15 protein-coding genes are annotated in these 19,752 nt (G+C 62.7%); 6 read left to right on the plus strand and 9 right to left on the minus strand.

The genetic code is table 11. The features are described 5' to 3' along the window. Window positions 1-21 precede the first annotated feature (21 nt). The 3 genes from E2F50_RS06975 (at window position 22) to E2F50_RS06985 (ending at window position 3,223) form a co-directional block, all read left to right on the plus strand. The gene (locus tag E2F50_RS06975) at window positions 22-1,491 is read left to right on the plus strand and encodes a YcjX family GTP-binding protein (RefSeq protein ID WP_133315374.1); all 1,470 of its coding nucleotides are present in this window, start codon (window positions 22-24) and stop codon (window positions 1,489-1,491) included. Then, complete coding sequence (locus E2F50_RS06980) at window positions 1,488-2,567, plus strand: YcjF family protein (RefSeq protein ID WP_133315375.1); 1,080 nt, start codon at window positions 1,488-1,490, stop codon at window positions 2,565-2,567. Before E2F50_RS06975 ends, E2F50_RS06980 begins: the two co-directional genes overlap by 4 nt. Window positions 2,568-2,668: 101 nt before the next feature. Then, window positions 2,669-3,223, plus strand: coding sequence for a hypothetical protein (locus E2F50_RS06985; protein ID WP_133315376.1), 555 nt, complete (start codon window positions 2,669-2,671; stop codon window positions 3,221-3,223). A gap of 17 nt (window positions 3,224-3,240) precedes the next feature. On the opposite strand, the gene folK is transcribed toward E2F50_RS06985, so the two are convergent. From folK to folP, 3 genes are read right to left on the minus strand one after another with little or no spacing between them, the layout of a single operon-like run. Then, window positions 3,241-3,762 carry a 2-amino-4-hydroxy-6-hydroxymethyldihydropteridine diphosphokinase gene (gene folK / locus E2F50_RS06990; RefSeq protein WP_245515331.1) on the minus strand — a complete coding sequence of 174 codons (522 nt, stop codon included), beginning with the start codon at window positions 3,760-3,762 and terminating at the stop codon, window positions 3,241-3,243. Continuing rightward, window positions 3,752-4,114, minus strand: coding sequence for a dihydroneopterin aldolase (gene folB, locus E2F50_RS06995; RefSeq protein WP_133315378.1), 363 nt, complete (start codon window positions 4,112-4,114; stop codon window positions 3,752-3,754). The genes folK and folB overlap by 11 nt, the downstream gene beginning before the upstream one ends. Continuing rightward, window positions 4,115-4,987 (minus strand): dihydropteroate synthase, encoded by an 873-nt coding sequence (gene folP / locus E2F50_RS07000; protein WP_245515332.1) that lies wholly within the window; start codon window positions 4,985-4,987, stop codon window positions 4,115-4,117. A 106-nt stretch (window positions 4,988-5,093) separates the two neighbouring features. On the opposite strand from folP, the gene E2F50_RS07005 reads away from it, so the two are divergent. After that, a complete protein-coding gene (locus E2F50_RS07005; RefSeq protein ID WP_133315379.1) occupies window positions 5,094-5,714 on the plus strand; it encodes a DUF922 domain-containing Zn-dependent protease in 621 nt (206 codons plus the stop codon). A 334-nt stretch (window positions 5,715-6,048) separates the two neighbouring features. Here E2F50_RS07005 and E2F50_RS07010 read toward each other — a convergent pair whose 3' ends face one another. Next, complete coding sequence (locus tag E2F50_RS07010; RefSeq protein WP_133316360.1) at window positions 6,049-6,369, minus strand: 2Fe-2S iron-sulfur cluster-binding protein; 321 nt, start codon at window positions 6,367-6,369, stop codon at window positions 6,049-6,051. Window positions 6,370-6,497: 128 nt separating this feature from the next. Continuing rightward, entirely contained in the window at window positions 6,498-6,866 is a 369-nt protein-coding gene (locus tag E2F50_RS07015; RefSeq protein WP_133315380.1) for an Hpt domain-containing protein, read from the minus strand. A 472-nt stretch (window positions 6,867-7,338) separates the two neighbouring features. Between E2F50_RS07015 and E2F50_RS07020 the strand changes: the two genes are divergently transcribed. Both E2F50_RS07020 and E2F50_RS07025 read left to right on the plus strand, forming a co-directional pair. Next, window positions 7,339-14,358, plus strand: a complete 7,020-nt coding sequence (locus E2F50_RS07020; RefSeq protein ID WP_133315381.1) for an apolipoprotein A-IV repeat region-like domain-containing protein — start codon at window positions 7,339-7,341, stop codon at window positions 14,356-14,358. A gap of 18 nt (window positions 14,359-14,376) precedes the next feature. Then, a complete protein-coding gene (locus E2F50_RS07025; protein WP_133315382.1) occupies window positions 14,377-15,645 on the plus strand; it encodes an MFS transporter in 1,269 nt (422 codons plus the stop codon). A 28-nt stretch (window positions 15,646-15,673) separates the two neighbouring features. On the opposite strand, the gene E2F50_RS07030 is transcribed toward E2F50_RS07025, so the two are convergent. Genes E2F50_RS07030 through E2F50_RS07045 form a run of 4 tightly spaced genes read right to left on the minus strand, consistent with a single transcriptional unit; the run spans window position 15,674 to window position 19,635 of the window. Beyond that, window positions 15,674-16,258 carry an ABC-type transport auxiliary lipoprotein family protein gene (locus E2F50_RS07030; protein WP_245515333.1) on the minus strand — a complete coding sequence of 195 codons (585 nt, stop codon included), beginning with the start codon at window positions 16,256-16,258 and terminating at the stop codon, window positions 15,674-15,676. Window positions 16,259-16,306: 48 nt separating this feature from the next. After that, window positions 16,307-17,677: an MlaD family protein gene (locus E2F50_RS07035; protein ID WP_133315384.1), complete on the minus strand. Its 1,371-nt coding sequence runs from the start codon at window positions 17,675-17,677 to the stop codon at window positions 16,307-16,309. A gap of 14 nt (window positions 17,678-17,691) precedes the next feature. Next, window positions 17,692-18,525 (minus strand): ABC transporter ATP-binding protein, encoded by an 834-nt coding sequence (locus E2F50_RS07040; RefSeq protein ID WP_133315385.1) that lies wholly within the window; start codon window positions 18,523-18,525, stop codon window positions 17,692-17,694. Beyond that, window positions 18,526-19,635 carry an ABC transporter permease gene (locus tag E2F50_RS07045; RefSeq protein ID WP_133316361.1) on the minus strand — a complete coding sequence of 370 codons (1,110 nt, stop codon included), beginning with the start codon at window positions 19,633-19,635 and terminating at the stop codon, window positions 18,526-18,528. Window positions 19,636-19,752: the final 117 nt, after the last annotated feature.

A 19,752-nucleotide genomic window follows, 5' to 3' on the forward strand; every position in this document is an offset into this window, starting at 1 on the left:
AAACAGATCCGGGACGACGCCTTGCCGCCTTCGCTCACCAGCTTCACCGACGACGCGCGCATTGCGCTCGACAATATTGCCGACCGCGCCTCGGGTCTGGTCAATCCGACGATCAGGCTCGGCGTGACGGGACTGTCGCGCGCCGGAAAGACCGTCTTCATTTCCTCGCTCGTGCATAACCTCCTCAACGGCGGCCGTCTGCCGCTTTTCGAAGCCTTGCGATCGGGGCGGGTTTCGGCGGTCCGGCTGGAGCCGCAGCCGGACGACGCCATTCCGCGGTTCCAGTACGAGGACCATATCCAGGCGCTGGTGCGCGATCGCATCTGGCCCGATTCCACCCGCGCCATTTCCGAGCTGCGCGTCACCCTCGATTATCAAAGCGCCAGCGGCTGGGGCCGCATGTTCTCGCGGGGCCGCCTGTCGATCGATATCGTCGACTATCCGGGCGAATGGCTGCTCGACCTGCCGCTGCTCGCCAAGGATTACAATACCTTCAGCAGCGAGACCGTCGCGCTGGCCAGAACCGGGATCCGCAGCGAGCTTTCGCGGGAATGGCTGGCGCTGACGGCCGCGGTGGACATGGATGCTCCTGCTGACGAGGCCACCGCTAGGCGGCTGTCGGAAGCCTTCGCCGCCTATCTGAAGGCGTGCAAATCGGACGAGCGTTCGCTGTCCACCCTGCCGCCCGGACGTTTCCTGATGCCTGGGGACCTCGAAGGTTCGCCGGCCCTGACCTTCGCGCCTTTGCCCGACGTTCCTGAAACGCGGGCGCCGAAGGGGTCGCTGAGGGCGATGATGGAACGTCGTTACGACGCCTACAAGAACATTGTCGTCAAACCCTTTTTCCGCGAGCATTTCGCCAGGCTTGACCGGCAGATCGTGCTCATCGACGCGCTGCAGGCGATCAATCGCGGCCATGAGGCCGTGCAGGACCTGGAGCGCGCTTTGAGCGACGTGCTGGCCTGCTTCCGCCCCGGCCATAACAGCTTCCTGTCCTCGCTGATCGGACGGAGAATCGACAAGGTGCTGGTTGCGGCAACCAAGGCCGATCATCTGCATCACGAAAGCCACGACCGGCTGGAAAGGCTGACCGGGCGGCTGGTGGACCGTGCGGTCCAGCGCATCGGCATGGCCGGGGCCGGCATCGAGGTCATGGCGATCGCATCGGTCAGGGCGACGCGCGAGGCAACCGTTAAGGAGGACGGCCATCTTCTGCCGGTGATCGTCGGCACGCCCATGGCTGGCGAGACCATCAATGGCGAAAGCTTCGACGGCAACCGCAAGACTGGCATCTTCCCCGGCGATCTTCCGGAGGATCCCGAATCACTGTTCCGGCAGGTGGATGGCACAGAGCCGGTGCTGCCCGACATGAATGTCGTGCGATTCCGCCCGCCGGCTCTGGAGGAAGCCGCTTCGGGCTTGAAGCTTTCGGTTCCGCACATCCGGCTCGATCGCGCCATGCAGTTCCTGTTCGGAGACCGCCTCGCATGAAGGAGACCGATCCAACCCTGCCGCCACGCCGCAGGCCCTCCGCCTTCATCCTGGATGAGGACCAGGCGTCCCGTAACGAGACAGTTCCCCAACCTCACCGCAGCCCGCGCAGTTTCGACGACGGGGTCATGTTGACACCCGACGACAAGGACCCGTTCAATGCACCTTCCGAGCTTGGTGTGGATCCCCTGCCCGTCGCCTTGCCGCGACCGCGCAGAAGGTTTTCCTTCTTGAACTTGGCCGCCGCTGCCTTTGGTACATTCCTATCTCTGGCCTTCGGCCTGTGGGCGGACCGGATCGTGCGCGATCTTTTCAATCGGGCTGACTGGCTCGGTTACGCCGCCCTCACCGCGCTTGGTCTCGGCATTCTCGCTGTCGCCGTCATGGCAGGCCGGGAAATCTTCGGCCTGCTGCGGCTTTCAGCCGTGCAGACGCTGAAGGTTCAGGCGGAGGAGGCTTTGCAAAATCCGCGTCCGCTCGCGGCCCGCGCTTTGCTTGCGTCCCTGGCAAAGCTTCTTAGTCACCGCCCGGAAACAGCCAAGGGTCGTGCGGCATTGGACGCAACCAAGGACGAGATCATCGATGGACCGCAGCTTGTGGAACTGGTCGAGCGGGAACTGCTCGGGCCCCTTGACCGCAAAGCGCGCTCCCTGATCCTCAACGCTTCCAAGCGGGTCTCGATCGTCACCGCCGTCAGCCCGCGCGCCATCGTCGACCTTGCCTATGTGCTCTTCGAAGTGACGCGGCTGATCCGAGCCATGGCGGAGCTTTATGGCGGCCGACCTGGGACGATCGGCCTCATCCGGCTGATGCGCGACGTGGTCGCCCATCTCGCCGTGACAGGGTCAATTGCCGTCGGCGACAGCCTGGCGCAGCAGGTCCTCGGGCATGGTCTGGCGTCAAAACTGTCAAGCCGACTCGGCGAAGGCGTGATCAACGGGCTCCTGACCGCCCGAATCGGCATCGCCGCCATGGACCTCTGCCGTCCCCTGCCTTTCCGTGTCTTGCGGCGGCCGGGAATTGGCGATTTCATGGCCGATATTGCATCCGTTGGAGCGGCAAAAGACCGGGAATAGCCTTGCCGGCTCGCCGCGCATAGACCGATTGATACCAGTCATTAACCATTCCGGGCTAAATTGGCAGACACGTTAAGTTCCTGCTTGCCAGAGGAAATTCCATGTATTCGCGCATCTTTTCGCTTCTCGGCGGGTTCGCCGTCCTTACTGCTGCGGCAACTTCGGCCATGGCGCCGCAAGCCGAAGCTGCGCCCCGCGACAAGACGTTCTTCCAGTCCGTATCGGGCGTCTGGAAGGGCCCTGGTGAAATCGTCGCCGGCAAGTACAAGGGCACCAAGTTCAGCTGCAACCTGACCGGCGCTCCGGCAGCCAGTGGCGATATCGGCATGAAGCTCGACGGCACCTGCCGCATCGGCGTCTTCCAGCAGCCCATGTCGGCCGTCATCACCCAGAGCGGCAGCGGCTATAGCGGCAAGTTCCTGGATGGTGCGCAGGGCAAGGGGCTCGACATCATCTCCGGTTCCGTCAACGGCGACAAGGTCGTCATGGGCATCAACCGCGCCCAGTTGAACGGCGCCATGGTTGCAAGCCTGCGCGGCGACAACAAGATGAACATCACCATCTCGGTTAAGGTCGAGGATCAAATGGTCCCGGTTATCGGCCTGTCACTCGACCGGGATCTCGATGCCATGACTGTCGGATCGATCAAGCAGTAAGCGGATGCAGCGGAGCCTCAGGCTCCGCGCCACCAGTTGGTGTTCTCCCGCGCAACCGTAATTCCAGCGGTATCGACCGTTTCGACCCATTCGCGGACCGTCTTTCCTCGCACTTCGTGTTCCGGTGCTATCTCGGACAGCGGCAGGATAACGAAAGCCCGTTCCGTCATGCGCGGATGCGGCAGCTCCAACTTTTCCGTCTTTTGCTTCAGGTCGCCATAAGTCAGGACGTCGATATCGATGGTTCGCGGTCCCCAGCGCTCAAGCCGCACCCGCTTCATGGAAAGTTCGATGGAAAGACAGACGTCGAGAAGTGTGTCCGGCTCCAACGACGTTTCCACAAGCGCACAGCAATTGAAGAAGTCGGCTTGGTCGGTTTTGCCCCAGGGCGGCGTCGAATAAAGCCGCGAAACGGCCATCACCGCACAATCGGCCCGAAGATCGATTTCCCTCAGAGCATTCGCCATCGCCGCCGGCGGATCGCCGAGATTGCCGCCGAGCCCCAGTGACGCAATGCTGGACGGGCGATCAGGCGACATGCTCAACGCGCACCTCCGCATAATCCAGAATGCCTGGAATAGGCACGCTCGGCTTGCGCACGGTGATATCGGCGCGGCGGATCTGCGGCGACCAGTCGCAAAGCGCTTTCGCGATATCCTTGGCCAGGGTCTCGATCAGGTTGCGCCGGCTGCCGGTGACGATCTTTTCGACCAGTTCATAGGCGAGACCGTAATGGACGGTGCTTGCGACATCGTCGCTTTCGAGCGCCTCGTCGGCATCCACCTCGAGCACCACATCGATGAAAAATCGCTGCCCCAGCGACGCCTCCTGCTCGAAAGCCCCGTGTTTGGCGTAGAAGGCGCAATTCTTCAACGTAATCGTATAGGTCATTCAGCCATTCTCGCTGTTCTCCTGCGCCGCGCCAGTGGCAAGCACGGCATCCGCCATCGCCAAAGCGTCACGGTTGGCAGCCACGTCATGAACGCGGAATATCGCTGCTCCGGCCATCCTCAGAATGGCTGTCGTGGCGGCGGTCCCCACATCGCGCTCCGTCGCCTTGTCGCGGCCGGTGACCGCGCCGATGAAACGCTTGCGCGACGTGCCGGCCAGCAGCGGAAAGCCCAGCCTGTGCAGTTCCGCGAAGCGGGCGATCAGCTCGAGGTCGTCGTCGCGGTTGTTGGCAAATCCGAAGCCCGGATCGAGAACGATCTGTGCCTCGGAAAGGCCGGCCAGCCGGGCGATTTCGAGGGATCGGTGGAGAAAGTGCTCCTGATCCTCAACCAGATCGGCGCGTTTGTCAGTGCGGTCACGGCCGGTATGCATGATGCAGACGCCCGCCCCGGTGTCCGCGGCCACATTCGCGATATCCGGCTCCCGCTGCAGCCCGTGCACATCGTTGATGATATGCGCACCCGCCGCCATGGCCAGGCGGGCCGTGTCGGCACGATAGGTGTCGATCGATATCAGCGCGTCCGTTTCCGATGACAGCCGCTCGATCACCGGCAGAACGCGATCCTGCTCTTCCGCAGCCGTGACGGCGACAGCGCCCGGTCGGGTCGATTCGCCTCCGACATCGATGATCGTCGCGCCCTGCTCTATGCAAGCCATCGCATGAAGAAAAGCGGCCTCCATATCGGCATGCAGCCCGCCGTCGGAAAAGGAATCCGGGGTGACGTTGACGATCGCCATCAGATGCCCCTCGGCGCCCAGATCGAGGCTTCGCCCGCGGGCCAGTTGCCAGGTCCTGTTGCGCGGCGATGTCACCGGCCGACCATCTTTCCAAAGGTAACGCAAAATTTGACGCCTTCGTGTTGCGCTTCGCCAGCCTATGCCCCAAGCTCATGCTAAGTTCAACGTCGCAGGCCATAGAATGTTTTCAAGACGCGGGGTCCAACGGCTTTTCGGCGCCGTCCTTCTCCTCTGCGTGGTTCCGGCAACGGCCTCAGCCGAGCCAGTCATCACCAAGACCTATTCCTATTTTCGCATTGGCGGGCGGACCGCCGAAGATCTCGATCGGGAACTGGAAAAGCGTGGCCCGGTGACACGCAATACCGGCCATCGTCACCCCGGGGCGACGGAAATCAAGTTCGGCGGCGAAGTCACCTACATGGATCGCGGCGGTCGTTGTTCGGTTGGCGGCGCCCGCGTCACACTGCGAACCCGCATCATCCTGCCGCGCTGGAGCAATCGCAACCGGACCACGGCGGATCTTGCCTTTATTTGGGACACGCTGTCGGCCGACATCAAGCGGCACGAGGAAAGGCATGCGGAAATTGCACGCACCCATGCCCGCCAGCTGGAACGGGAACTCCTCGATCTGCCGTCCGATGGCAGCTGCGATGCGCTGGAAAAGCAGGTGGCGGACACGACGCGCGAGCTTCTCCAGGTACATGATCGGCAACAGCTGCGGTTCGATCAGGTGGAAGCCGCCAATTTCGATTCCCGAATGATGCGTCTGCTTCGATACCATCTGGAACAGAAGAAAAACTAGCGTCCGGCACCCTCGAGGCTTTCGCGGAGCTTGCGACATTCCCCGTCAATCACGGGTGATTTATCACGATAGCCTAATATAGCGGTATCACGTATAAGTTGGGTCACAGCCTGATTGGTGGCACTTCTGAAGTGCAACCAGCGCAGGCAAATTATTTCCGGCGCTGTTGCGACCGTTGCGCACTCCTGAACCAGAATGCTTCGTGAGTTCCGTTCGAGTTCTTGTTTCTCCTGGCGCGTCTTAAGCCGCAGGTGGTCCTCCCCCACCTGCAGGTGATGCGCCCGCCTCGCCTCGCTGTTCGCTTATGCGCAGCGAGGCTTTTTTCTTTTGTCGCCTATGCCTGACGCTCGGGCACGTTGACCACCAGACCATCGAGGTCCGGCTTCATCTTGATCTGACAGGACAGCCGCGAGCTCGGCTTCACCTCAAAGGCAAAGTCGAGCATATCCTCTTCCATCGGCGCCGGCGGACCAACCATCTCCGTCCACGCCTCATCGACATAGACATGACAGGTGGCGCAGGCACAGGCACCGCCACATTCGGCGTCGATCCCCGGAACGGAATTGCGCACTGCATTTTCCATGACAGTCGAACCAGGTTGCGCATCGATCTCGAAGCGTGTTCCATCGAAGGCAACGATCGTCAGTTTCGTCATGATAGAGAATTCCGGTTTTGGAGGTGGGCGCTGCTTGAGCGCGGTGTCTTCCGACAAAACACCAATCCAGTCAACATCGATGGACGACGCGGCTTGTCCGACGACGCCCGCCCCACCACCTCGTTTCGTCAGCGGCAAAGCTTGAGAATAAAATTCTCGGCTTCGACCACTGCGGCGGCGACGGAAGCTTGTAAGCCCGCATCATCGGCTTTGCCTTCGAGCCGTTCTGCTGCTGCAGATACCTTGAAGGCGCCGACCGAACTGGCGGCTCCCTTGAGCCGATGCGCGACGGCGGCGACAGCGGCGGGATCTGCGCCGCCTATATCGCTCAGGGCCTTGCGCGCCTGGCGAGCGAACATCTGAAGCACTTCGCTTTCGAGGTTCTTGTCCCCCATTGTCTGGTTGGCCAGGTGTACCAAATCGACCGGCCGACACTGAGAAGGACAGGCGCCGCCAAGATTGTTTGGAGCGTCGAAAGCGTAACTGACCGCTGGCATCAACCGATAATCCTTGTTTTGATCTGGTATTGTCCCGAATTATGCGGGAAGGACGCCCCTATCCCGTTAAATTCCGGCACAAAAGCGGCGCAATTCTCGGAGCATGGTTAATTTCCGCTAAGCTCTCGTAAAATCAGCGCTTTCGCCTGCGGACATGGTTTAAATCTTGTTAACAAGCATCGCAGGCTGTGTGACGCGCTGGGCCTTCTAATTGTGCCGAAGGCGTGGATGTGCCACTACAATACGGTTAGGATGGCGGGGCTTAACGGCTCCATGCCATGGACGGAAGATTGGTAAGCATTCATTATCATCCGTTTGAAAGAACGGCCGTCCGGATTAAGAATGAATAGAAGCCTCCGGCTTTCATGACGGAAGTCTGGGCTTCGGCAGGCAGTAAGCCGTGTCTTTGATCTGCAATGGCAGGCGTCGAACACGGACATTGCCCGGCGTGTATGTAACGAGGCGTAACCGCATGGCGAAGAACACCAGCAGCGAGTCGATCGACGAGACCGCGTTTCAGGCGCTGGAAGAAGCGCTGAAGATCGATTTTAGCGATGAGCAGCCTCGCTCCCGACCAGCGCCCCAGGCCTCGGAGGCTAGAGTGTCAGACACCCCGAAACAGCGTCCAACCCCGCCCCGCCGCGACAACCAGCCGGAAGCGCCCCGCGCTGCGCCGGCTGAAACCGCCGCTCGCTCGCCGGCCTTCGCACCGGCCAATGACAGTGGCCGCCGCAACCCCGCCAACATGTTGCGCTCGCTGGAAGGCGGCTCAATGCGCTCGGCCATGCGCAATGCGGTCATCATCTCGATCTTGTGGACGATGGCCGGAATCGGCCTTGGTCAGCTGATCTACGGCAGCGCCCTGTGGCAGGTAACTTCCGTGGCGGGCGTTCTGGCCGCCCCCGGTATCGTCGCCCTGGCCATCGGCATTCTGGTTCCCATCCTGCTCTTCTTCGCCTTCGCCATCATGATGGCCCGCGCCCAGGATCTGCGCAATGCCGCACGCTCCATGGCGGAAGTGGCGCTTCGCCTTTCGGAGCCGGAAACGATCGCGGCAGAACGCATCATGAGCGTCGGCCAGGCTGTCCGTCGTGAAGTCTCGGCCATGAACGAAGGCATCGAGCGCACCATCGCTCGCGCTTCCGAGCTAGAAACGCTCGTTCATTCCGAGGTCAATGCGCTGGAACGCAGCTACAGTGACAATGAATTGCGCGTCCGCGGCCTCGTCCATGAGCTCGGCGCGGAACGCGACGCCATCGTCAACCATGCCGAGCGCATCCGCTCGTCGATCGTCGGCGCCCATGATCAGCTGAAGGAAGACCTTTCTCTCGCTACCGAGGAAATTTCCATCCGCCTGGAAACGACCGGACAGGCTCTCGCCTCGATGATCGACACGCGTGCAGCCGTGCTGATGGAAAAGTCGAATGCTGCCGGCGAAGCCTTGAGCTCGCTTCTGGCTGCCAAGACCGACAGCCTCGTCCAGACGCTCAACTCGTCCGGCATTGCACTTGCCCACGAATTCGACGAGCGGCTCGATACGCTTTCGACGACGCTTTCCGACCGCGGCAAGATGCTGCTCGGCGAATTCGAGACCCGCGCGTCGACGCTGGACGGCAATACCGAAAAGCTGAATGCTGCGCTTGCCGACCGGACCCGCCAGCTGAACGAGACACTGCTGGCCCGCACCCGCGAAATCACCGAGGGGCTGAACGACAGCGAGCGGACGCTGACCGGCTCGCTCACCACGGCGCTGGCCGCCCTCAACCGGACCCTGGATGAAAAGGGCGCCGGCTTCCGCCAGAACCTGCAGTCGGCAGCCGACGATGCGATCATGGACCTCGACCTGCGCTCAGGACTCTTCGAGGAGCGCCTGCAGACAACGGTCGGTCAGCTCAGCACCACGTTTGACGAAGGCCTGTCGCAGTTCACCACCGCCTTCGACCAGCGCGCCGGAAGCCTGGACAGCAAGCTGATGGACAGCCTCGCCCGCATCAACGAAACGGTCGCCGGCGGCTCCGAAGCCCTGGAAGGCATCCTCAGCACCAGCGTCGAGCGCATCAGCGCATCTCTGACGGACCAGTCCCTGGCGCTTGCCACGACCCTGGGAACCGGCCAGGAAGTGCTCGATTCCATGCTCGAAAGCCGCTCGCGCGAATTCTCGGAGGCACTTGCCGCGCGCACCAGCGAGATCAATGAGAGCGTCGGCGGCGCCCACCAGAAGATCGACGCCGTCATGGCGGAGCATGGCGAAGCGCTCGCGAGCCATCTCGGCACGACCCAGAGCCGCTTCGAGCAGACGCTTGCCAGCCGCACCGGCTCGATCATCGACGCCGTCACCGGCAGCCATGACCGCCTGGCCGAAGTTCTCGACACGAGAACGGCCGCGATCGGTGCCCTGATGGCCGGCACGCCTGATCGGCTGGAAGGCCTGTTCGATGAAAAGACCGAGGCGGTTGCCAAAATTCTTACGCAGAGCGAGGAGCGCTTCAGCGGCGAACTCGGACGTCGCATCGCCGGTGTCGAGACCACATTGACATCCAGCCGCGAGCGCCTGACCGAGATCCTCGACGACAAGTCCATGGAACTCGCCACATCGCTTGCCCTGCAGGAAGACCGGCTGGCCGGCGCTCTGGATGACAAGGCGAGTTCGCTTCTGGCGGCCGTTGCCGATGCCGATGAGCGCATCGAGCAATCCTTCTCCGCTCGTGCCGAAGCCATTCGCTCGGCCTTTGCCGACAACCAGATCAATCTCTATCTGTCGCTCGAGAACCGCACTGCCGAACTTGCCCGGATCCTGGAAACCGGCGGCGAACGTTTGGAGCAGACAACGGGCGGCGCGGCCGCCCGCATCGAAAGCGCCCTCGCCGAGGGCTCATCGCGCTTCGAGACCGGCATGTCCGAAGGCTTGGAGCGCATGGAGCAGACTTTCGGCTCCACCCAGGAACGCATCGCGGTCACCATCGGCCTTGGCCACCAGCGCCTGGCCGACACGCTCGGCACGGTAAGCCAGGAAATGGCCGATACCCTTGGTTCGGCAAACAGCACGCTTGCGGAAACGCTGGGATCCGTCAGTCTGCAGATCGCCGGCACGGTAGAAACCGCGAGCCGCGATATAGCCGGCACAGTGGGTGCCGCCCATGTCCAGATCGCCGACACGCTGCAGATCGCAAGCCAGAACCTGACGCAAGCGCTTGGCTCCGGCCATGAACGTATCCGTACGACGCTTGATGACCGCGCCGGCACGATGTCTACGACGCTCGTCCAGGCGCATGAGCGCTTGAACGATCTGCTTCAGGACCAGACGACGTCCATCGGCACGACGCTTGCAACCAGCACCGGCATGCTGGAAATGTCGCTTGAAGCCCAGCAGGACAATCTGCGCGCCGCGATCGACAGCGTCGGCCAGTCTCTAGAAGAGCGGCTGCGTACCAATGTCGGCGCAATCGCCGGTCAGCTAGGCGATGCCGCCCGCGAAATCGGCCAGTCCGCCGACAGCTTCTCCAGCCGCATCGAACAGACGCTCGGTGACGTGTCCACGACGCTTGCGACAAGCACTGGCATGCTGGAAATGTCCCTCGAAACCCAGCAAGACAATTTGCGCGCCACGATCGACAGCGTTGGCCAGTCTCTGGAAGAGCGGCTGCGCGACAATGTCGGTGCCATTGCTGGGCAGCTCGATGTTGCGGCCCGCGAGATCGGCCAGTCCGCCGACAGCTTTTCCAGCCGTATCGAACAGACGCTCGGTGACGTGTCCACCACGCTCGCCACGAGCACCGGCATGCTTGAAATGTCCCTCGAAACCCAGCAAGACAATTTGCGCGCCACAATCGACAGCGTCGGCCAGTCTCTGGAAGAGCGGCTGCGTACCAATGTCGGCGCAATCGCCGGTCAGCTCGGCGATGCCGCCCGCGAGATCGGCCAGTCCGCCGACAGCTTTTCCAGCCGTATCGAACAGACGCTCGGTGACGTGTCCACCACGCTCGCCACGAGCACCGGCATGCTTGAAATGTCGCTCGAATCGCAACAGGACGCCCTGCGCACCGCGATCGACATCGCTGGACAGTCGCTGGAAGAGCGGCTGCGAGACAATGTCGGCGCCATTGCCGGGCAGCTCGATGTTGCGGCCCGCGAGATCGGCCAGTCCGCCGACAGCCTCTCCAGCCGTATCGAACAGACGGTCGGCGACGTGTTGACGACGATCGCTACCAGCACGGCCATGCTCGAAATGTCGCTCGAATCGCAGCAGGATGCCCTGCGCGCCACGATCGACAGCGCCGGTCAGTCGCTGGAAGAACGGCTGCGCGACAATGTCGGCGCCATTGCCGGGCAGCTCGGCGAGGCCGCCCGCGAGATCGGCCAGTCCGCCGACAGCTTCTCGAGCCGCATCGAACAGACCGTCGGCGGCGTGTCGAACGCTCTCAACGACGCCGGCAACCGCATCGAAACCACCTTTGGTGGTCTGGAAGACCGCATCCGCAACGAGGTCGGCAACGCAACCGAGCTGGTCGATCATGCCGGAACCAACATTGCCGGCATCCTCAGCACCCGCACGGCAGAGCTGGAGCGTGTCACCAATCAGGTGACCGATCGTGTCTCGCTGGCCATCAACGAACGCACCGCGGATCTGGAGCGTATCTCGGGCGAAACCGCCGGCCGGATCGATGAGACCCTGGCCAGCCGGGCGGCCGAGCTCGAGCGCATCAGCGCTCTCGCCAGCGACCGCATTGCAGAAACGCTCGACAGCCGCACGGCCCGCATAGAAGAACGTCTGGGCACCATGGACCGGGCCCTGACGATCGGGCTCGACAACGTCGCCAAGACGATCGAAGGCAAGGCTGTGGGGCTTGCCTCTACCCTGCGTGAGGCCGTCAGTGCCGCGGCCCAGGGAATGGATAGCGAAGCGACGCGGTCGGCCGAATTCCTGGCCCGTGCCGGCGCCGATTTCACCGAAGAGCTTGCCAACCGCAACAGCGAATTCACCAAGTCCATCGAGGAACAGTCGAACGAGATCGTCGGACGAATCTCCGAAACGCAGAACCGCCTCGCGGGTCAGGCAGCCAACGTCGCCCTGGCCTTCTCCGAAGCCGGAAATTCGATCATCAACAAGGTCGCGGAAGCCGACAACCTGGTGAAAAAGCAGGTAACGGCCATCAACGAGGCACTTGGAGAAGCTGAAAGGGCGCTCGACGCCCGCGGCACCTCCATCCGTACCACGCTCGCCGAAACAGCCGGCGAACTGGATGTCGCGCTGGACACCGTGGACCGCGCACTTGCCGCGCGTGGCGACGCAATCCGCTCCGCACTCGATACCCGCACCCGCGACCTCAATTCCTTGCTTGCCAGCCGATCGGCCGAACTCTCGCGTCTGCTGGAAGAAAAAGCCAGACCGATGGTCGAGGAATACGCGCAAACCGGCCGTGCCGCTGCCGAACAGATCGGTGCCGCCGCACAAGACGGCGCCGAGCGTCTGTCCATCGCCGCACAGGAAACCAGCAGCCGCCTGTCCGCCGTGGCCCAGGAGACGAGCAGCCGCTTGTCCGCCGCCGCCGAGGAGAGCAGCAGCCGCTTGTCCGCCGCCGCTCAGGAAACCAGCGAGCGGATCCGCAACGAGAACACGGCCCTGATCGATGCGATCTCTGCCCGCACCAATGATACGCTCGCCGCGCTCAGCCAGCGGACGGAAAGCGCCGCCGGCACCATGCGTGCCGTCGAACAGGGCCTGGCCGCGAATGTCAGCAACCTGATCGACCGCCTTGAAGCCAGCAATGCCGGCATTGCCGACCTCGTTCACCAGGCCACGCATCAGATCGGCCAGGCAGCGGAACAGGTAAGCCAGCAGCTCTCTGAGGCTGATCAGAGGCTCGATGCGACCGCCAGCCGGTTCGCTCAGTCTGCAAGCAGCGCAGCCGATCTGGTATCCGGCTCCAGCCGCCTGCTGGAAAACAATATCGACCGGCTGGTCAACGTATCCGGCCAGACGCTCAGCCAAGTCGGTAGCATTGTCGGCCGCTTCGACGAGCATTCCAAGGTCCTCGGTCAGGCTTCGGAACTGCTCGGCGCTGCCCAGTCCAATCTGGCAAGCACGCTGGACGAGCGCCAGCAGGCGCTGCGCAGCCTGTCTGCCGGGCTTGTGAAGCGTTCGGACGAGATCGAAACGACGCTGCGCAATCTCACCGCCCTGGTCGACGGCGCCTTCGAGCGTGCCGAGGAGCGGTCTTCGCAAGTCGGCGTAACACTGCGCGAAACCCTGCAGGCCTCCTTCGCCGATATCGGCCGCAGGCTGGGGGAAACCCAGCAGCGCGCGGAAATGACCGCCGATGCCATGCGCGAAGCCCTGACCAATGCCGGCGGCGAAGCCAACCGGGCCATCGAGGCAACCCTATCGGATGCCGAAAAGCGTGCCCGCGACGTTTCGGAGCGCATGCGCACCGGCATTTCAGGCTCGCTGGCTGATGTCGACCGGCTTCTTGCCGACGCCACCACCCGTTCCGGAACCGCTGCGCAGCAGCTGAGAGACGTCCTGAAGGAATCGGTCGAGGAGGCCATCGGTCGCTTCTCCGGCGCTACCGATGAAATCCGCCGCTCAGCCCAGGATATTCGTCAGGAACTCGACACGACCCGCACCGAATTGAAGCGCGGCGCCTTCGATCTGCCCGAGGAAGCCAAGGAAAGCGCCGCCGCCATGCGACGCGCCGTGGCCGAGCAGATCAAGGCCTTGCAGGACATTTCCCAGCTGGTAGGGCGCTCGGCGCAGCAGCTGGAAGTGGCAGAGCCCGTTGCGGCCCGTCCCGCACCAGCCCCAGCCCCGGCTCCAGCGCCGCAACCGGCTCCGATTCTCCAGCCGGCACCAGTGCCCGCGGCTCAGCCCGTCGCCGCCCGGCCTCAGCCGGCGCCTGCGGCACCGCGCCCCGACCCCTACGCTTCGGCCTCGCTGCGCGGCAGCCTGCCGCTCGATCGGCCCGCACCGGCCCAGATGCGCGCAGCGGAGCCGGTGCAGCGGAGCGGCGAAGGCGGCTGGATCAGCGACCTCCTGCGTGGCGCATCGCGCGACGAGACCAGTGCAGCCGCGCCTGTTCGCCAGCCGGCTCCGCGTCCAGCCGAGCCCGCACCGGCCCCGCGCAGCAATGGCGACAATCGCAACCCGCGCCATGTGGTGGAATCGCTGAACTCGCTGTCGGTGGATATTGCCCGTGCCATCGATCACGATGCCTCCGTGGACCTGTGGCGGCGTTACCAGCGTGGCGAGCGGGACGTCTTCACCCGCCGGCTCTACACGCTGAAAGGTCAGCAGACCTTCGACGACATCAAGAGCAAGTATGAGCGGGAGCCGGAATTCCGCACCGCCGTGGATCGCTATATCGCCGATTTCGAAAAGCTGCTGGCGGATGTCGCGCGCACCGACCGGGACAAGACGGTGACCCAGAGCTACCTCACCTCCGACACGGGCAAGGTCTACACCATGCTCGCCCATGCGGCAGGACGGTTCGGCTAAACGAAAGAGGCGCTGACCATGACGTTCGCGCCTCTTGCCCGCTTCATCACCGCCAGCGGGCTAACCAATCTCGGAGACGGGATCGCCACCATTGCCTGGGCCTGGACGGCGTCGCTGATGACGCGCGATCCGCTGCTGATTGCTGTCGTTCCCGTTGCTCTGCGTTTGCCCTGGGCGATCTTCGCAGTGCCGGCCGGCATCGTCACCGACCGCGTCGATCGGCGCAAACTCATTCTCCTGATGGATCTCGTGCGCGCGCTAGCTTTTGCCGCAGCCGGGCTGGCGATCTGGTCGTCGCTTCCGTTTCCGTCGCCGCCCGAAGCCGGCGTGGCAACGACCCTCGGCTTCGTGGCTCTGGTCGCGGCAGCCCTGACGGTCGGCGCTGCGGAGGTGTTTCGTGACAATGCCGCTCAGACCATGCTTCCCGCACTTGTGCCCCATGAACGCCTGGAGGCGGCGAATGGCAGGCTCTGGAGCGTCGAACTGACCAGCAATGCGCTGGTTGGACCGCCACTCGGCGCCACCATTCTGGTCGGGATGGGCCTGTCCCTGCCATTCGCCGCCAATGCCGTCCTCTACGCCATCGCCGCAGTGATGATCGCCAGCATGATCGGCCGCTTTCAGCCTCAACGGGAAACCCGTCAATCCTGGCGGACGGAACTTGCCGAAGGCATTGTCTTCCTGCGCCATGCGCCGCTCCTGCGCACGCTGGCATGGCTCACCGGCTGGTGGAACCTGTTCTTCCAGATGGTAGTCATCGCGCTCGTCCTGCATGTGCAGGAAAATCTCGGCCTATCATCGGTGAGCTACGGCCTGGTATTAGCGGCAGGCGCCGTCGGCGGCATTATCGGCGGCTTGTGCGGCGAGGCTGTCGTCCGAGCCATCGGGCCCGTACGTGCGGCACAATGGTCGCTGCTCGCCTCGCTGCCCTGCATTGCCGCCGTGGCGTTCGCCCGCGACGCGGTCTCCCTGGGCGTCGTGCTTGCCCTGTTCGAATTTGCCGGGCTCGTCTGGAACACGGTATCAGTGTCGACCCGCCAGCGGATGATCCCCGACCGTCTCCTCGGTCGGGTCAACAGCGTCTACCGGCTGCTGGCCTGGGGAATGATGCCGCTCGGCCTTCTCCTGTCGGGGCTGATTGTGCGCATTTCTGGGAGCGTCATGACGCGCGATGCGGCGCTTACCGCACCATTCTTCGTGGCAGCCATGGGTATCGGCATAGTCGCAATCGCCGGATGGCGGCCGCTTCGCAACGGGCTCTCCCAAACCCCGCCCGACAGCCATTGACGAGGCCTGGACGGGCTGGGCACAGAGCCTACATGGACTTCAGCGCCCAGTCGACGATGTCGGCGCCGACCCGGGCGAAGGCCTTGTCCAGCGCCTCGATGAAGCGGCGGTTTTCCGTCCCAGCCACCGGCACGATCGCCTTGAATACGCTTTGCGCGCGTACGGTGCCGTTCCGGTCGTTCAGCAGCTTGGCCGAAATCTCGACCGTCGCCACGCGGCTGCCATTGCTGGTGACTTCGAAACTGCGGATGTCGGTGACGATCTGGTAGTCGATGGCAAGGCCCTGCCCCGGCTTGCCCACGCCGCCCAACCGCTTGGAATTCTCAAAGCCTTCCACAAGCTTCGACTGCACCAGCCTCGGAAGGCGGTCGCCCCAGCGCGAATTGGCAAGATACTGCACCTCTGAAGGCGAAACGCGCACTACCACCTGCTCGCTGTCGAGCATCTTAACGGCGGTCGGCTCCGGCACCAGGATCTGCCGGTTACGGGCAGAAGGCCCATCGGCAGAAGGCGTCAGCGACAAATCGAACGTATCGTTATTGGCCTTACCGCCGCAGCCGCTGAGCAAAACCGCCATCAGCGGCAGCGCGACCAGCAGGGGGTGACGCGTCATGCGCCCCGTTAAGCACTTCGAACCCATTAAATTCCGAACTCCCTGCACTTAGCGCCGTGCCCTGCCGTTATATTCTTTCACCGTCTCGCCGCCGAAAATCAGCCGCTGCGGGTTCTCGTCGAAATTACTGATCGCGTTGTTGAGCGACTGCACCGTCTGGCGCGTATCGTTGACCAGCGTCTGGACATCCCTCAGGCCGCCTGCAGAAAAGCGCTGCAGGTTGTCGGCGATTGGCCCGACCCGAGCGTTGATGTTGTCGGCCACCGTCTTGAACGACTGCAATGTTTCGCGCGCCTGCGCAAACAATCCTTGCGAATCGTCGCTGGACAGAAGCCCGTCCACCTTCTGCAATATGCCGTCGACCCGGTTTGAAGCATTGTTCAGCTTGGCCGCCAGCTGGGTGAAATCGGTGATGGCCCCATTGATGTCGTCACGGCGGTTGGAAACGTCATCCACCACATCACGAGCCGAACCGGCGATCCGGCGCACATCTTCCGAGGCGGCCGCAAAATTGCGCACCACCGTACTCACCTGCTCCGGATTGGCGGCTGCCATCAGGCTATTGGCCCGCTTCAACGCGGTTTGCGCCTCGACGCCCGCCTGGGCGAAGCTGGCTGCCGCGCCCTTCACATTGTTGACGACATCTTCCAGATTGTCCGATGCGTTGGCAACGTTACGCGTCAACCGTTCCGCATTGGTCACGACGCCGTTGACCTTGTCCGCATCGATAGCGCGCACCAGCTGTTCCGCCGCCTGCAATGTCGAGTTCAAGGTCGTGGAAACACGGTCGACCGCCGAAGACAGCGTCGCCAGGCTGTTGAGGAATTTATCAATATTGCCGGAATTGGCGCTCAGCGCCGCCGTGAAGGTTTCCACATTGCGGATCGTCTGGGTCAGAGGACCACGCGCATCGCCGACAAAGCCCTGTATGTCACCAATGGCCGTGTTAGCTCGGTCGAGGATCTTGTCTGCCGTCGCCAGGAGGTTGGTGACGCTCGACTGGTCTGCGATCAACACGGCCGGGCGGCCGTTTTCGATCGCCTTCTGGAGGATGTTCTCTTCGCCCTTGGCGCCGCCCGACAATTCGATATAGGCCGCGCCCGTCAGGCCCTGCACTTCGAGCACAGACTTTGTCGACTGGAAGACAGGCGCATCGGCACGGACTTCCGTGAAAGCGATCGAATAGCGGGGATCTTCCGGATCGATGCTCAAGCTGCGCACCGAGCCCACCGGAATGCCGTTGAAGCGTACCGGCGATCCGACCGACAGACCGTTGGCGGAACCCGGAATGCGAATCGCGAGCTCGGCTGTCGGTCCACCGCGTCCAGACTGAGCCATCCAGTAAACAAAACCGAAAGCGGCAGCGATCACGAGCAGCGTGAAGAAACCGACAATGGCATAATTAGCTTTGGTTTCCATGAGTTACTACTTTTCTACTTCGCTGCCGGCTGGTTTTCATCGGTCACTACAGTACGCGCCCGCTTTCCGCGGAAATAGGACTGAACCCACGCATCGTCGAAGGCGAACATATCCTCCAGCGTACCTTCCACCAATACCCGTTTCTGACCAAGTACAGCAATACGGTCGCAGACCGAAAAGAGGCTGTCGAGGTCGTGGGTTACCATGTAGACGGTCAGGCCCAGCGTGTCGCGCAGCTTTGCGATCAAAGCGTCGAAATCTGCAGCGCCAATGGGATCGAGGCCGGAAGTCGGCTCGTCGAGAAAGACCAGGTCCGGATCGAGCGCCAGTGCCCGCGCCAGTGCCGCACGCTTGATCATGCCACCCGAAAGTTCGGACGGATATTTGTCCGCCGCATCCGGCGGCAGCCCCACCATTTCAAGTTTCAGATAGGCGATTTCGTCCATCAGCGACTGCGGCAGGTCGAGGTATTCGCGCATCGGCAGCTGGATGTTTTCCTTCACCGTCAGAGCGGAAAACAGTGCGCCGTGCTGAAACAGCACGCCCAGCCGCGTATCGAGTGCAATCCGCTCGGCCTCATCGGCCTTGTCATAGTCCGTGCCGAGGATCTCGATCGTGCCGGAACGCTGCGGCAGAAGGCGCAGCACGGTGCGCATCAGGACCGATTTCCCCGTGCCCGAGGCGCCGACAAAGCCGAGGATCTCGCCGCGGTAGATTTCCAGGTTGAGGTTGTCGAGAACCAACTTGTTTCCAAAGCCGACCGTCAGATCTTTCACGGAAAGCACGACCTGGCGGTCCTTGTTCGGTCTCGTGCCGGCCTGCTGCGGCTCGTTCAAGGCGTTCTCCATCTAGAAATCGATTGCCGAATAGAAGACCGCGAAAAAGGCGTCGAGGGCAATCACCGCGAAAATCGCCTTCACCACCGCTGCGGTCACATGTTGTCCCAGCGATTCCGCGCTGCCGCCTACCTTCATACCTTCCACCGCTGCGACAATGCCGATCACCAGCGCCATGAACGGTGCCTTGATCATGCCGGCGGCAACCGAGGAAGGATCGACGGCCTCGTGGAGGCGCGACAGAAACGTGTCGAAGGTGATGCCGGAATAGGTCCAGGTCACTACGGCGGCGCCGTAAAGGGCGGAGAAATTGGCAACGATCGTCAGCAAAGGCAGCGCCACGGTCAGGGCGACGAGGCGCGGAAAGATCAGCACGCCGACAGGGTTCAGACCGATCACCGTCAGCGCGTCGATCTCTTCACGCATCTTCATCGAGCCGATCTCGGCGGTAATGGCGCTTCCGGAACGCCCGGCAATCATGATCGCCGTCAAAAGCACGCCGATCTCACGCAGCTGCAGGATCCCCACAAGGTCGACGACGAAGATTTCGGCTCCGAAATACCGCAGCTGGAAGGCGCCCTGCTGGGCGATGATCGCGCCGATCAGGAAGGACATCAGCACGATGATCGGTACGGCCCGCACGCCCATCCGATCCATATGCGTCACAACGGAAGCCGGCGAGATCCCGGAACCATGTCCGAATTTCAGCTGCGCGCCGCGCACGGCCGAACCGAGTATGTGCATGGCGGCGTAAAAGTCGCCGCCGAATTCCACCATGATTTTTCCAAGCGGCGAGAACACCCGCTCGAAGACCGTGCGCTTGTCGGCTTCGTTGGCCGGCGGAGCCGGCGCGGTTTCAGGCAGGACGCGGATCAGCTCCTGCATGGGGCCTTCGGCGCCGACCAGCACCGCGTCACGACCCTGGCCGCTCTTGGCGGTCATCAAACGGCGAACAAGCCAGGCGCCGGCCGTATCGATTCCTTCCACTCCGGAAAGATCGATCTCCAGGTGTCCCTGGCCGTCCGACTTTTCCAGTCGTTCGAATTCTTTCAGCGTCGGTGCAATGGAATGGTTTCGCCATTCGCCGGTCAGCACATAACGCTCGCCCGCGCCTCCCGGCATGGTTTCGGCTTTGATCTCGGCTGACTTCGACGCCACAGATGTCTTTCGCGCTTCTGAATAAAGGAGTTAGCTGCAACAGGTTGATCGCAGATCGGAGACCCGCAATATAGCGACCTC

Origin of the sequence: Rhizobium deserti, assembly GCF_004358025.1 — a bacterium.
Taxonomy (GTDB): domain Bacteria; phylum Pseudomonadota; class Alphaproteobacteria; order Rhizobiales; family Rhizobiaceae; genus Neorhizobium; species Neorhizobium deserti.

Bases quoted from the DNA above. Each gene is read 5' to 3' on its own strand.
- E2F50_RS06980 (WP_133315375.1), top strand. From the start codon at position 1,488: ATGAAGGAGACCGATCCAACCCTGCCGCCACGCCGCAGGCCCTCCGCC.
- E2F50_RS06985 (WP_133315376.1), top strand. From the start codon at position 2,669: ATGTATTCGCGCATCTTTTCGCTTCTCGGCGGGTTCGCCGTCCTTACT.
- folK (WP_245515331.1), bottom strand. From the start codon at position 3,762: ATGTCGCCTGATCGCCCGTCCAGCATTGCGTCACTGGGGCTCGGCGGC.
- folB (WP_133315378.1), bottom strand. From the start codon at position 4,114: ATGACCTATACGATTACGTTGAAGAATTGCGCCTTCTACGCCAAACAC.
- E2F50_RS07005 (WP_133315379.1), top strand. From the start codon at position 5,094: ATGTTTTCAAGACGCGGGGTCCAACGGCTTTTCGGCGCCGTCCTTCTC.
- E2F50_RS07010 (WP_133316360.1), bottom strand. From the start codon at position 6,369: ATGACGAAACTGACGATCGTTGCCTTCGATGGAACACGCTTCGAGATC.
- E2F50_RS07015 (WP_133315380.1), bottom strand. From the start codon at position 6,866: ATGCCAGCGGTCAGTTACGCTTTCGACGCTCCAAACAATCTTGGCGGC.
- E2F50_RS07020 (WP_133315381.1), top strand. From the start codon at position 7,339: ATGGCGAAGAACACCAGCAGCGAGTCGATCGACGAGACCGCGTTTCAG.
- E2F50_RS07025 (WP_133315382.1), top strand. From the start codon at position 14,377: ATGACGTTCGCGCCTCTTGCCCGCTTCATCACCGCCAGCGGGCTAACC.
- E2F50_RS07030 (WP_245515333.1), bottom strand. From the start codon at position 16,258: ATGACGCGTCACCCCCTGCTGGTCGCGCTGCCGCTGATGGCGGTTTTG.
- E2F50_RS07035 (WP_133315384.1), bottom strand. From the start codon at position 17,677: ATGGAAACCAAAGCTAATTATGCCATTGTCGGTTTCTTCACGCTGCTC.
- E2F50_RS07040 (WP_133315385.1), bottom strand. From the start codon at position 18,525: ATGGAGAACGCCTTGAACGAGCCGCAGCAGGCCGGCACGAGACCGAAC.
- E2F50_RS07045 (WP_133316361.1), bottom strand. From the start codon at position 19,635: ATGCCGGGAGGCGCGGGCGAGCGTTATGTGCTGACCGGCGAATGGCGA.